We start from the raw sequence: 13184 nt of genomic DNA, 5'->3' as shown, positions 1-13184 counted from the left end.
GTTGGATAACATCATAGATATTATTTTTTTAATTTATGGCTTCTAGTTTAACAAATTAGGAGCGCTTTTTTCTGATTATTTTCTATCGTTCAACACTTCTGGCAAATACGAAAAACATACTCACCATATTTTAGCTGAAAGATTAGGCGATCGCACTTTTGTTTACACATTAACCGAACTCTTTTGCTTTTCAGAATATTTTGGGCGATCGCCCAAACTACCCTTACCCTCAGCGATCGCGCATTGACTGAGCATTTTTATTATATTGTGATTTAAGAGATCCTGAAAAGATGAGATTATGAAGGTTAAAGAAATTCTAAAAATCCTTGAAAATGATGGTTGGTATATTGATCGCATTACGGGCAGTCACCGTATCCTCAAACATCCACATAAATCGGGTATCGTAGTACTGGCAGGTAAGCCAAGTAAAGACTTAGCTGAAGGCACAAAGAAAAGCATTTTCTCCCAAGCACAATTAGAGGACAAGCGATGAAAAACTATGCAGTTGTATACGAATGGTCAGGCAATAACTATTCTGCCTATGTTCCAGATTTACTAGGATGTGTAGCCTGCGCTGACACGCTCCAAGAAACAGAAACACTGATTAAAGAAGCCATAGAACTATATCTAGAAGTACTTCGAGAAGACGGACTCCCCATACCCGAACCTGCTACCGAAGTTGGGAAAGTAGCGGTGATGGTATAGGAAATCGCGCTTTTGTCTAGCTGATTTTATGAGAGAGGCGATCGCGCCTTTTGACAATACCCTATACTAAATCAATCAACTTGCACTTAGCAAATTACTTTTATGCCTGAAGTTGTAGAAATCCCCATCGAACTAACCAAATTTCAGCTTCCAGAAGCAGTTCATGCAAGGCTTCAGTTTTTACTCGATCGCCAAGATTCAGGACATACGCTATCACAGAACGAAACACAAGAAGCACAAGGACTCATCGATTTAGCGGAATTTCTGTCCTTACTTTTTTTGCGATCGCAACGAGTGCAAAAGTTTAGTTAAATGTCATCAATTCCCACATCCCTCCGCAGATTAGTCATCCAGAGATCTAGCGATCGCTGTGAATATTGCGGCATCTCGCAAATAGGTCAAGTAGCCACCTTTCATATTGACCATGTTATCCCCGTTGTCGCTGGCGGCGGAACAACTCCCGACAATTTAGCCCTTGCCTGCGTATCCTGTTCACTCAGAAAAGGCGCACGTCAAGAAATTGAAGACCTAGAAACAGGCACGACTGTAAACATTTTCAATCCTCGTCAACAGGCATGGGATGACCATTTCTATTGGGAAGGTGTAAAAGTTGTTGGATTAACACCTACAGGAAGGGCAACTATCAAAGCTTTGGACTTAAATAGACCAACGATGTTAGCAATTCGCGCTGAAGAAGAGTTATTAGGTCGCCATCCTCCGAGCTAAAAGTTATATTTTTAGCTGAAAGATTAGGCGATCGCGCTTTTGGTTAGCTGATTTTATGAGAGAGGCGATCGCGCCCTTTGGCAATAGCTTATACTAAATCAATCAACTTGCACTTAGTCCATTACTTTTATGCCTGAAGTTGGAAAAATCTGCATCGAACCAACCAAATTCCAGCCCTTTTTTTGCACTCGCAACGATCGCAAAGGTTGAGTTAAATGTCATCAATTCCCCTGCCGTTCTGATTTGCCGCCGATAGGTGATCGGACTACAACTAAGAATGTCATCAGTCCCGCAGGGCGAGAAACAATTGTAATTCGAGGCTAGAGAATGCTTGCTATGTCGATTTCAGAGCCAATTTTAGTTGTTTATGGTGAACCGCTTAAAGCGATCGCCGCTACAGATTTACGCCAATCACGGGTTGATGAGTTTTTAGCATCACGATCTTTGCAGCCTAAGAGCCGTCAAGCTTATCAAGCGGACTTGCGGATATTTATGGATTGGTGCGACTTAGCTTGGGTGGATGTGAGTCGGCGCAAAGTGACGCAGTTTAAAACTTTTTTGCTGAAAGAGCGTGAGTTGGCGCTGAGTTCGGTGAATCGGGTGTTGCGGACGCTGAAATCGTTTTATCGATGGATGTTGCTTTCGGAATATGTGGTTGCCGATCCGACGATTGGCATTCAGCAGGAGCGACTGCCTGACCCTGTGGCTAAGGATTTGGAGGATGAGGAGATATTGCGGATTTATGAGGCGATCGCCTTGAGTAAAGTGATGTTACGCGATCGGGCTTTGTTTTCGGTGTTGTTACATGGATTGAGGGCAGAGGAGGTTTGTCGTTTGAATATTGAGGATTATGTACATGGGGAATTGGTGATCAAGGAGGCGAAGTGGGATAGTAAGGGAGAAGTACCTTTAACAAAGCTAGGGATTCAGGATTTGGATGCTTATTTGGATTGGAGAAGGGAACGGGAAGGGGGGCTCTTGCTTGATAGTGCTTTGTTTGTGTCTTGTTCTAATCGTAGTCAGGGTAAGCGATTGACCTATTGGGGAATTCGTCATGTGATGGATGATTTGGCAGAGAAGACGGGGATTGATTTGCATTCCCATCGGGGACGACATACATTTGCGACAAATTTGATTGTGAAGTATGAGTTAGATCCTTCTTTGGCGATGGAGTTGACTAGACATCGGGATGTGAGGAGTTTTAGGCGTTATACCAATCGTAAGAATAAGGTTGCGGCGAAACGTGCTTTTTTGAAGGCAGCAGAGAGATTGAATGCTGATTGACTGATAAAAGTACTTGCAATTCTTGTCAGACAAATTGCGCTCATATTCTAGCTGCACCCTGCCATAGCGCATCTTCACTATTTCTAGCTTACGCTCCAAAGTCATCGATGTTTTTAGCGAATACCCAGACTTTTCAAACACGCTCTAACTCTGGCAAATTTAGCTCTTGTAGTTTAACTTTGCCCTGCATGGCGATCGCCAATGCTCTAATTACCGACTCCGCCCGATCGCCATACATACTTGCTCCCAAAATCCTGTTCTGAGTATCACAAATAATTTTACAGAGTCCACCATCAGTGGTCACGGTTTCTAGAATGTTGATTCTGTTGATTCTATATTTTTGTTGGGCGATCGCGGCAGTCAAACCCACTTGGGCGATCGGCGGCTTGGTCGGTGTGACCGTAACGATTGGCTGTGTGGGCAGCACAATTGATTGAGATAAATTAGGAATTTTGTTAATGACTTGGGCAATATCACGATCGCTGTAACAGGAAAAGCGATTGTGCGAATTGGGAATGGGATAATTGCGCTGGGGATAGGGAATCAGCAGCCGATCGCAATCAATGGTTGCGGGACGATTGAGCCAAAGCCGCGATCGCCCATCCTTTAGTTCAACCGCCGTAATTTGTACTTGGGTATGCACAGCGATGCCTGCAATCTCTAACTTAGCTTGGAGCGTTCGCGCCACCTCCACATCAACATGGGGCAGAATATGTCGATGACTAGCCAACAAAATTGTGTGAATCCCCAATAAATTTGTAATTTGGGCGATCGTGCAGGCGAGGGAATCATCGCCGAGAATGGCGATCGAGTTTGGTAACTGGGGCGCATTATCTTGATTTTGTAACTCAATTACCCAATTAAAAACCTCAGCAGCCGTCACATAAGGATGTTCTGCCAAGCCCAACACCTGATCGGGAAACGGGGCCATGGGAGAGGCGATCGCATAGATATGAGCTTGCGGTTCGATCGTTTCTTTTTGCTGATTCTGTTCTTGATTCTTTCTTTGACCATCGATAATATCCACGCCCCTGATATTCACCACAGTGCCGATCATGTTTGCTTCTGTGGGGTTTAAATGCTCCTTAGATGGGCAGACTGACTTTGAATGTAGGTTAGTATTGATCATTGACAAGGATGCTAATAAATCTCGTCCATACCTGAGTTGAGCTTGATCATATTTCTGGTCGATCCACCATCCTACCCTTGCTCCAAGGCGAGAAGCCTCTATCACTAAACGATATGCAGCATCATTAACACCAATGACAACTAGATCATAATCCATACAAAATATAGCCTTTTGAGTAGTACGGGAAATTCATTAGCCAGGTTTCAGGAGTCTTAGCTAATCAAGACTTCCTGAAATTTATCTGGGTTCTAATTTGACTCTAATTTGATTCTACTTTGATTTTAATTTGATATATTGAGCTAACCTGCCCATACACAATAATGCTAACATCACCAAGCATTTACCTCGACATGGCGATTGATCGCCAGCCGATTGTGATTGCCTCTCAAACCTTGGTAATCTCCGCGATCAAACAAATGAATCAGGCGATCGCCACCGCCGCAGTGAATGAATCAGGCGATCTCCCCTTGCTAGAGGCAAGGGCAGGTTATGTATTGGTGGTTGATTTTGCTGAAAAAGGTCTGGTATCTGGCATATTTAGCAATTGGGATGTGCTGCGACTATTAGAAAATGGCGCGGATCTGCATCAGTTAACCCTTGGGGAAGTCACCCAACCCATAGGTATTGTGGTGCAGCGATCGCAAATTAGTGATCTCCCTTCAGTCCAACGCTTGATGGAGCAGTTTCATTGTCGCTATATCCCAATCCTTGACGACAGCCAAAGGATTTTGGGCGTGATTAGCCAAGCAAGCATGATGTGGGCAAATCAGAAATTGACTGAAGCAAGATTGAGCAATGCCGAAGCTCAAAAAACAGCGATATTAACCGCGATGCCAGACTTGATCTATCGCATTAGCGATCAGGGTATTTACCTAGAAAGCTTTGCGAGTAACTATGTCACCGATCTACTGCCCGCAACTGTTGACCCGATTAGCAAACATCTCAATGATGTACTACCCAAACATCTCGCCGATCGCAAAATGCAGGCAATCCAACGGGCGATCGCCACCGATACGATCCAGTCCTTTGAGCAGCATTGGGTACTTGAGCAAGGCATCCAATATGAAGAGGTGCAGGTAGTCAAGGTTAATGACCAAGAAGCCCTCACCATTATTCGCAATATCAGCGATCGAAAACAGGCAGAATTAGCACTGCGAGAGTCAGAGATGCGCTTTAGAAGTATGTTTGATCATGCTGCCGTGGCGATCGGCATTGCTAATATCGCTGGCAAACATATTGCCAATAACCCTGCGATGTGCCAAATGCTGGGCTATTCAGAATCAGAATTGCGATGTTTTACCTTTCAAGAAATCACCCACCCTGACGATCTTGATAGCGATCTTTTCCATTACCAACAATTGCTCAATGGCAATATCGATCGCTATCACATTGAAAAAAGGTTTCGCCATAAAAATGGGGAATTTATTTGGGGATTAATGAGCGTCTCCCTAGTTAGGGACAGCAATAACAAGCCTCTGTATGACATTGCCCTGATTCAAAATATCAATGAACTCAAAGCCACGCAACAACAACTATCAACCATCAATCAAGAATTAGAATTAAAGATTCAACAGCGCACCGCCGACCTCGCCGAAAGTGAATTGCGAAAGCGCCAGATTCTCAATGCCATTCCCGATCTTCTGCTCAGACTAAAGCGGGATGGTACTTGCCTAGATTGCATCATGCCCAAAACTCCAGACCAGGGGGGATTTATTTTCATTAAACAACATATTTCTGAGGTCTTAAGTCCAGAAATTATTGCGGAACAAATGGCTGCCTTTGATCGGGCGATCGCCACAGGTGAAGTGCAGATCTATGAACATAAATTGGAAAAACATGGCAAATGGATCTATGAAGAAGTGAGGGTCAGCCCCTGCGGAGCAGATGAAGTATTGGTTTTAATTAGAAATATTAGCGATCGCAAACAGGCAGAAGCCAACCTGCAAATGACTAATGAGAAACTCATCGCCACTAACCATGAATTAGAACGCATGACCCGACTCAAGGATGAGTTCTTAGCGACTATGAGCCATGAATTACGCACACCCCTCAATGCCATCATGGGTATATCAGAAGGATTGATGGACGAGGTGTTTGGCAAGTTAAATTCTAAACAGCTTAGTTCCCTTGCCACAGTTCGTAAGAGCGGCGCACATTTACTAGAGCTAATCAATGACATTCTCGATGTCGCCAAAATTGAAGCAGGAATGTTCACTCTCGATCTCAGTGCAGTTTGCCTAGAGCTTTTATGCAGCAGTACCGTTAACTTCATCAAGCATCTGGCGACCAGAAAAAACATCAAGCTAAGTTTGCATATTGATCCCCTTACTCCCGCCATGATCACAGTTGATGAACGGCGAATGCGGCAGATTTTGATCAATCTACTCAGTAATGCCGTGAAGTTTACCCCCGCCCAAGGGAAGGTGAATCTAGATGTACAAATGATAAGTATGTCTTTGGTTCGCGATCATGATGATCATTTTTGCGCTGCAAATGAGGCGATCGCTAATGTTGATCTTAGTGAAGCCAACGGACAAATTCACGAAATCTGGTTTACCGTATCCGACACAGGGATTGGCATAGCTGAGTCAGATGTGGATAAGTTATTTCAACCCTTTGTGCAGATTGACAGTAATCTCAATCGACAATATGCAGGGACAGGCTTAGGTCTAAACCTTGTCAAACGACTTACAGAACTGCATGGTGGTCATGTCAGTGTTTCAAGCCAGCTAGATCAAGGCAGTTCCTTTATTGTTAAGATTCCTTTACTACAAACCTAAAAACAGCGCAGCCATTTAAGGACTTGAAACCCTGATTCTCATGTAGGGCAATTTATAAACTGCCCCTACTTTTGGCTACTTTCGCGTGAGTACTCACATTCCTGCTTCTGCTAGCGCCTTACTAAAAATGCGGGTAAGTCAACTTTGGGCTTAGGTCGTAGCGATTGCATACTAAGGTCTGCATTCGTTATTGGTACTAGTAACTCAACGGGCATTGGTTCGGCTGCGGCGGGTGCATTGGTAGTTAAATGTCTAATCGGACGATCAGCCAAAAGTTTCTCAAGAGCGCCACTCAACTGCAACGCATGATGTTGATGACGAACAGATTGCTCCTTCCAATGCTGAATCGCCGCTTCATACTCCGCAGACTTCGATGCTTGGCGCAAAACCTGATCCTGCAATTCCTCTATCTGCTGTTCTAACTCCTGTACCCGCGATAGATCGCTGACATATTCATTTTCTAAACCGCGCAATGACTGGTGCAATTTCGCTTGGTTGGATAAATGCTGTATCAATTCCTCTTCCAGTTGATCGCGCTGTGCCTTAATTTCCGTGAGCTTTGCCTCGGCGATACTAATGGTTTTGGTGGATTCTTTGAGTAAGGCTTGGGTGGATTCCAATTCGGCGGCAAGGGTTTGTTGCGAAATATCAAGGGCAGTATTTTGGCATTGCAATTGATTAATTAATTCCGCCTTTGCCTGTATTTCTTGAATGTATTCTTGAACAATTAGCGACGAGTCTTCGGATGCGATCGCCACTTGTAACCTTTGCTGCAATTCAGTTTCTAGTTTGGCATTCAGTTCCGCAACTTGCCGATCGCGATCATTAGCCACACTGATAATTTCCTGCTCCAATTGATCGACATATTCACATTCAAATTGGTGTTGCGATCGCAGAGCCTCTAGCTCCTGTTGTAGGCGATCGCGATCGGCCGTCAGGTTATCAATAATCCCTAGATTGCTTTGCAAGTTGGGCGGCGTTTCAGCCAGCCATTCCGATTCATCGCCCAATGGTTTCGCCAAAGACTGATCCAAGGATTGATCTAAAAGGGCTTCAAGATCATCATCTAGATTATCAACAGTCATTGCCTTGACTAAAACTTCTCGCAATATTGTTTCGTGTTTCAAGTCGCTCACAGATAACCTCACCCACAATGCCGAGGGATTTTTACATGACAAAGATTAGCAGACTTTTCCAAATTTGCAATTTTTTATTTAAAAAACCACAGAAGTGACGGTTTTTTCTGCTCTACAGCCCCAAAACCCCCCAAATATTTATAGGTTGTAAGTTAGTGCAAAGCGCTGTAACAAGTCTAGCGACAGCTATAATCTAGGCTAGATCAAAACCTATTGGGAGTTGTATATGCTAGACAAACGTGACTACACCCTGATCATCGATAAAAGTGGCAGTATGTCAACCACTGACTCAGGCACGAACAAAAGTCGCTGGGAAACAATTAAAGAATCGACCCTTGCCCTCGCCCGTAAATGCGATCAAATTGATCCCGATGGCATCACCGTTTATCTATTTTCAGGCAAATTTAAACGCTACGATAATGTCTCTGCCGCAAAGGTTGAACAAATTTTTCAAGAAAATGAGCCAATGGGTGGCACTAATCTCACGGCAGTGTTACAGGATGCGTTAAATAATTTCTTTCAACGTAAAAAAGCAGGGGAGGTCAAGACTGGTGAAACTATTTTGATTATTACCGATGGCGAACCAGACGATCGCCGCTCTGTGTTTGAAGTAATCATCGAAGCCACTAAGCGCATGACCACCGATGAGGAGCTTGCTTTGTCTTTTATCCAAGTGGGGCGCGATCGCAATGCCACGGATTTCTTAAAGGCGCTAGATGACAAATTGCAGAGTATTGGTGCTGCCTTTGATATTGTCGATACAGTCACAGTTTCTGACATGGAAGATATGACGATTTCTGAAGTGTTGCTCAGTGCTATTAGTGACTAAATTATTAGGCTAGGCTTTGCCTAGCTCAACAATTTAGAATCTTGCTATGAACATAAATTTTGTGTAAATTCTATGGAATCCCTTGATTCGATCTTGGCAAATCTTCAGCAAAAATATCAAGAACCTAGCCCCAGCGATCGCCCAGATCCAATTAAGGCGAAGGCGGCTAGTGATGATATTGCCAAGGATATGGCAGATTTAGATCTGGATTATTTAAATTTGCCAGCCTCTAAGCCCAACTCCATCGATCTTTTATTGGCTGATCTGCGCCAATCTGCGGCTTCGCCAAATACCGCATCAGTTCAAGAAGACATTCAAGTTTCAGCATCAATACCGCAAGATTTCGCCATCAATCTCAGTAAATCTGCGATTAGCGCCGATCTGCAACAGGTTTCAGCAGAGCAAAGTGCCAAGGATCAACAGGCAAGATCTGAAGCAGCGCAAAAATGGCTCAAAGCACTCGATCCTCTATCGGGTGAGGGCTTATGGTTTGCCGAATTTGCCAAAAATTATGATTCCCATCTAGAAGCAGCGATCGCCTTGTTATCGCAACCGTAATATGGCTAAAACTGGTCGAATGGATGTGGTTAAAATACAGGCGACCATAGCTCAGCGATCGGCAACTGCCAATCGGGGAATAGGTCGGGCAGGGTTAAGATATCACCATCCTTCAGTTGGATTGGTTCTTGCCCAAGCCGCCGAACTTCTAGCCACCTTTGCTCAGGGTGAATTAAAATCCCAACTAGAGTCCCCTGTTCTAAAAAGCGATCAATCTTAGTGCGAAGTGCAATCAAACTGTCAGAGGGCGACTTCACCTCTACCATCAAATCTGGCGCTAGTTCGGCAAAACCGCGAGGACTACGCCGCAACCGTTCCGCCCACACAAATGACACATCTGGGGCGCGAGTATCGGAATTTGGCAAAATAAACCCTGCCCCTGCCCCCGTCACCCGTCCAAGCTGCCGTGGTCTTATCCAGTTACCTAACTGACGACCAAATTCAAAAGCAACTTCATCCGATTCATAGCCCGATGGACTCATAACCACAATGTCCCCATTCACCAGTTCAATCCGATAGTCACCATCTAATTTGGCTTGCACCCGCTCTAAGTCTGTCACTGTTAAGTTCATGGCTGCACATCTTAAGAGTCTTAAACTACACTATAGCTATATTTTACGCCCTGCTAGACATTGACTAGGCGTGATGCCAAACTGTCGTCGATTTGTGGAACAAGGCTAATGCAAATTTATCGAATTCCTGTATTGCGTGATAACTATATTTTTTTGCTGCATGACCAAGAGCAGAATATAGCCGCAGTGGTTGATCCTGCCCAAGCAGAGCCAGTTTTAGATAAACTACGATCGCTGAATGTGGAATTAGTTGCCATTTTCAACACCCATCACCACAGCGATCATGTAGGTGGTAATTCGGCTTTGCATAAACGATTTCCCAAGGCGATCGTTTATGGCGGTGCTGAGGATCATGGGCGGATTCCCCATCAGACTGTATTTTTGCGGGGTGGCGATCGCTTTTACTTTGGCGATCGCGAGGTGATCGTATTTTTTGTACCTGGACATACCTATGCCCACATTGCCTATTACCTGCCGCCGAGAAGTCAAGATATTGAGCAAACAGGCGAACTATTTTGTGGTGATACCATCTTTGGTGGCGGCTGTGGGCGGCTATTTGAAGGTACACCCGCACAGATGTTAGCCTCCATCGATCAATTGCGGCAACTGCCCGACCATACGCGCCTATGGTGCGCCCATGAATATACCCTGAGCAATCTCAAATTTGCCTTAACCGTTGAGCCAGATAATCTGGAACTGCAAACTAGATTCAATACTGTTTTAGCCATGCGCTCCAATGACGAGGCAACTATTCCCAGTACCATCGGCTTAGAAAAGCGCACTAATCCGTTCCTGCGTTGGGATGTCCCGACAATTCAGCGATCGGTTGGCATTGATATCCCCGATCGCGTATTTGCCAGACTGCGCGGCAAAAAAGATGTTTTTTAGTCACTATAGCTATCGTCATGCAACTACACAATGCTTTACATTTGCCCCACTAATCACGACTAACGGTAAAGTGTTAGTAATTTATTTAGTAACTTATTTAGTAACTTATTTAAAACTATGACAATCGCCCCTATATCCCCCGTCAAGGGTTTACCAAAAGTTCCTACTGACTCAAAAGCCCGTGTCAGTTCTTTTATGAAAGGTTTGCAAGATAGTATTTGCCAAGGTCTAGAAGAGTTAGACGGCAAGGCAAAGTTTCAGCAGGATGAATGGATACGTCCTGAGGGAGGCGGTGGGCGATCGCGGGTGATTGTCGATGGAGACTATTTTGATAAGGGCGGCGTGAACTTTTCGGAAGTACAAGGTTCGCAATTACCCCCCGCAATTTTGCGCCATCATCCCGAAGTGGCTGGGCATAATTTTTATGCCACAGGCACATCCATGGTGCTGCATCCCAAAAATCCCTATGCACCCACAGTTCATCTGAATTATCGCTATTTTGAAGCAGGCCCAGTCTGGTGGTTTGGCGGTGGTTTAGATCTAACCCCTTACTATGGCTTTGCTGAAGATGCTAAGCACCTGCACGTTACCCTCAAAGAAACTTGCGATCGCCACAATCCCCATTACTATCCCGTATTCAAGCAATGGTGCGATGATTACTTTTATCTCAAGCATCGGGGTGAAACTCGCGGCGTGGGTGGCATCTTCTTTGACTATCAAGATGGTCAAGATGTCTTGTACAAAAATAGCAATGACTCCACTACTGCTCAAGTGATGAGCGATGAAGCAGGGGATCAACCCCGCACTTGGGAAGAAATCTTTGCCTTTGTGAATAGTTGCGGCAATGCCTTCTTGCCTGCCTATACACCAATCGCTAATCGCCGCCGCCATATGGAATTTGGCGATCGCGAAAAGCAATGGCAGCTATACCGCCGTGGACGCTACGTTGAGTTTAATCTAGTCTACGATCGCGGCACGATCTTCGGTTTGCAAACCAATGGGCGCACAGAGTCCATCCTGATGTCACTACCGCCCCTAGTCCGTTGGGACTATTGCTACAGCCCCGAACCCAATACCCCTGAAGCCCAACTCCATGAAACATTCTTGAAACCCCAAGATTGGGCTAACTGGAAAGTTTAACAAAAAGGGCGGCACGTTGTGCCGCCCTTTTTTGTCACAACCAATGAACAGCAAGTAGTGGTAAGGTTGATGGCTGAACTAGCATAGTTTTTGCAGAATGTTTGCTGATTTCTAAATACAGCAACATAGCATTGCTAGATTATTCATGGACTAAACTATCTTAAATACTAATCTAATATCAAAATGTCATATTCCAATACCACAACCGTACAAATTCCTGTTGTTGTCTCAGGAGCTACGGGCAAAATGGGCAGGGAGATTATTAAGGCGATCGCCAAAGCGCCTGATATGAATCTAGTTGGCGCGATCGGGCGGCAACATTTGGGTGAGGATATTGGTGAGGTGGTGGGAATCGGGGAATTAGAAATACCCGTCACCAACAATCTGGAAGTGGTGCTTGCCCAAGCGGCTCAGGAGTCGCAGTTACCAGTGATGATTGATGTCACCCACCCTAGCATTATCTATGACAATATTCGCTCAGCGATCGCCTATGGGGTGCGTCCTGTGGTGGGAACAACGGGTTTAACGGAGAAGCAAATTGCAGACTTAGCACTATTTGCTGATAAAGCGAGTACGGGTTGCATTATTGCGCCTAATTTTTCGGTGGGGGTGATTTTGATGCAGCAGGCGGCGATCGCGGCGGCGAGATATTATCAGCACGTTGAAATTATTGAACTGCATCACAATCAAAAAGCGGATGCTCCCAGTGGCACTGCCATTAAAACCGCACAGATGCTTTCAGAGCTGGGTCAAGCCTTCAATCCTGCATCTGTGCAGGAGCAAGAGCATCTGGCGGGGGCAAGGGGCGCTGTCTGCGGCGAGAATATTCGGATTCACAGTCTGCGTTTGCCTGGGTTAGTGGCAAGGCAAGAGATCATCTTTGGATCGATGGGAGAAACCTTGAAAATTGAGCATAATGCTAGCGATCGCACCTGTTACATGGCGGGTGTGCTGCTATGTGTTAGGAAAGTTTTGGCGCTGAAGTCGTTGGTTTATGGTTTAGAAAAAGTACTTGCTTAATTAGCCAAATAAAAAAGCACTCGCGTAGCGAGTGCTTTTTTATTTGGGATACCCCCAGGGGAATTCGAATCCCCGTCGCATCCGTGAAAGGGATGTGTCCTAGGCCTCTAGACGATGGGGGCGTGTTCTTGACCTTTATTAATATACACAAAGGTTTTAAATATTGTCAATACCTAGGCTGAGAAATTTTGTGATCAAGATTTTTCATTTGGTGTCAGGGAAACCTCAATAAATAACAACCTCTTTAGATTTGAGGTATAGCAAGGCTTTTAGGTTTTTATTTAGCCGTGGACAAAATAAAAACCGCTATATAATAATCAATACTACGGACAAAATTGGTCAGAGATAGAGCCGTAAGAGCAAAGCTTGTGGAAATTAGGGTGTAATTTAATCGAAGTAAGGTCTAAATCTAACAGG

At 44.8% G+C, this 13184-nt stretch carries 14 protein-coding genes and 1 tRNA gene; 11 read left to right on the top strand and 4 right to left on the bottom strand.

All coding sequences use genetic code 11. The features are described from left to right. Positions 1-298: 298 nt before the first annotated feature. The 5 genes from H6F44_RS23320 to H6F44_RS20175 all read left to right on the top strand — a co-directional run bounded on the left by H6F44_RS23320 (position 299) and on the right by H6F44_RS20175 (position 2715). Positions 299-493, top strand: a complete 195-nt coding sequence (locus tag H6F44_RS23320) for a type II toxin-antitoxin system HicA family toxin (protein WP_190352893.1) — start codon at positions 299-301, stop codon at positions 491-493. Then, positions 490-705, top strand: coding sequence for a type II toxin-antitoxin system HicB family antitoxin (locus tag H6F44_RS23315; RefSeq protein WP_190352892.1), 216 nt, complete (start codon positions 490-492; stop codon positions 703-705). The genes H6F44_RS23320 and H6F44_RS23315 overlap by 4 nt, the downstream gene beginning before the upstream one ends. A gap of 102 nt (positions 706-807) precedes the next feature. After that, the gene (locus tag H6F44_RS20185) at positions 808-1017 is read left to right on the top strand and encodes a hypothetical protein (protein ID WP_190352891.1); all 210 of its coding nucleotides are present in this window, start codon (positions 808-810) and stop codon (positions 1015-1017) included. Beyond that, positions 1018-1431, top strand: coding sequence for an HNH endonuclease (locus H6F44_RS20180; RefSeq protein WP_190352890.1), 414 nt, complete (start codon positions 1018-1020; stop codon positions 1429-1431). 336 nt (positions 1432-1767) lie between these two features. Further along, positions 1768-2715: a tyrosine-type recombinase/integrase gene (locus H6F44_RS20175; protein ID WP_190352889.1), complete on the top strand. Its 948-nt coding sequence runs from the start codon at positions 1768-1770 to the stop codon at positions 2713-2715. Between the two features lie 133 nt (positions 2716-2848). Here H6F44_RS20175 and H6F44_RS20170 read toward each other — a convergent pair whose 3' ends face one another. Next, positions 2849-4000, bottom strand: a complete 1152-nt coding sequence (locus tag H6F44_RS20170; RefSeq protein WP_190352888.1) for an FAD-dependent oxidoreductase — start codon at positions 3998-4000, stop codon at positions 2849-2851. Between the two features lie 164 nt (positions 4001-4164). Here H6F44_RS20170 and H6F44_RS20165 point away from each other — a divergent pair, with 164 nt between their 5' ends. Next, a complete protein-coding gene (locus H6F44_RS20165; protein WP_190352887.1) occupies positions 4165-6624 on the top strand; it encodes a PAS domain S-box protein in 2460 nt (819 codons plus the stop codon). Between the two features lie 110 nt (positions 6625-6734). On the opposite strand, the gene H6F44_RS20160 is transcribed toward H6F44_RS20165, so the two are convergent. Next, on the bottom strand, positions 6735-7760 hold the full coding sequence (locus tag H6F44_RS20160; protein ID WP_190352886.1) for a coiled-coil domain-containing protein: 1026 nt from the start codon (positions 7758-7760) through the stop codon (positions 6735-6737). A gap of 226 nt (positions 7761-7986) precedes the next feature. On the opposite strand from H6F44_RS20160, the gene H6F44_RS20155 reads away from it, so the two are divergent. After that, entirely contained in the window at positions 7987-8589 is a 603-nt protein-coding gene (locus H6F44_RS20155; protein WP_190352885.1) for a vWA domain-containing protein, read from the top strand. A gap of 72 nt (positions 8590-8661) precedes the next feature. Next, a complete protein-coding gene (locus H6F44_RS20150; RefSeq protein WP_190352884.1) occupies positions 8662-9147 on the top strand; it encodes a salt stress protein, Slr1339 family in 486 nt (161 codons plus the stop codon). A gap of 29 nt (positions 9148-9176) precedes the next feature. On the opposite strand, the gene H6F44_RS20145 is transcribed toward H6F44_RS20150, so the two are convergent. Then, a complete protein-coding gene (locus H6F44_RS20145) occupies positions 9177-9719 on the bottom strand; it encodes a Uma2 family endonuclease (protein WP_190352883.1) in 543 nt (180 codons plus the stop codon). 108 nt (positions 9720-9827) lie between these two features. Here H6F44_RS20145 and gloB point away from each other — a divergent pair, with 108 nt between their 5' ends. The 3 genes from gloB to dapB all read left to right on the top strand — a co-directional run bounded on the left by gloB (position 9828) and on the right by dapB (position 12767). Continuing rightward, a complete protein-coding gene (gene gloB / locus H6F44_RS20140; protein WP_190352882.1) occupies positions 9828-10607 on the top strand; it encodes a hydroxyacylglutathione hydrolase in 780 nt (259 codons plus the stop codon). A gap of 117 nt (positions 10608-10724) precedes the next feature. Further along, complete coding sequence (hemF, locus tag H6F44_RS20135; RefSeq protein ID WP_190352881.1) at positions 10725-11747, top strand: oxygen-dependent coproporphyrinogen oxidase; 1023 nt, start codon at positions 10725-10727, stop codon at positions 11745-11747. A gap of 183 nt (positions 11748-11930) precedes the next feature. Beyond that, positions 11931-12767, top strand: coding sequence for a 4-hydroxy-tetrahydrodipicolinate reductase (gene dapB, locus H6F44_RS20130; protein WP_190352880.1), 837 nt, complete (start codon positions 11931-11933; stop codon positions 12765-12767). A 49-nt stretch (positions 12768-12816) separates the two neighbouring features. Here dapB and H6F44_RS20125 read toward each other — a convergent pair. Then, positions 12817-12889 (bottom strand) — tRNA-Glu (locus H6F44_RS20125). Positions 12890-13184 lie beyond the last annotated feature (295 nt).

It is taken from the genome of Pseudanabaena cinerea FACHB-1277 (assembly GCF_014696345.1).
Lineage (GTDB): Bacteria > Cyanobacteriota > Cyanobacteriia > Pseudanabaenales > Pseudanabaenaceae > Pseudanabaena > Pseudanabaena cinerea.
This window is presented reverse-complemented; position numbering and strand designations above follow the sequence as displayed.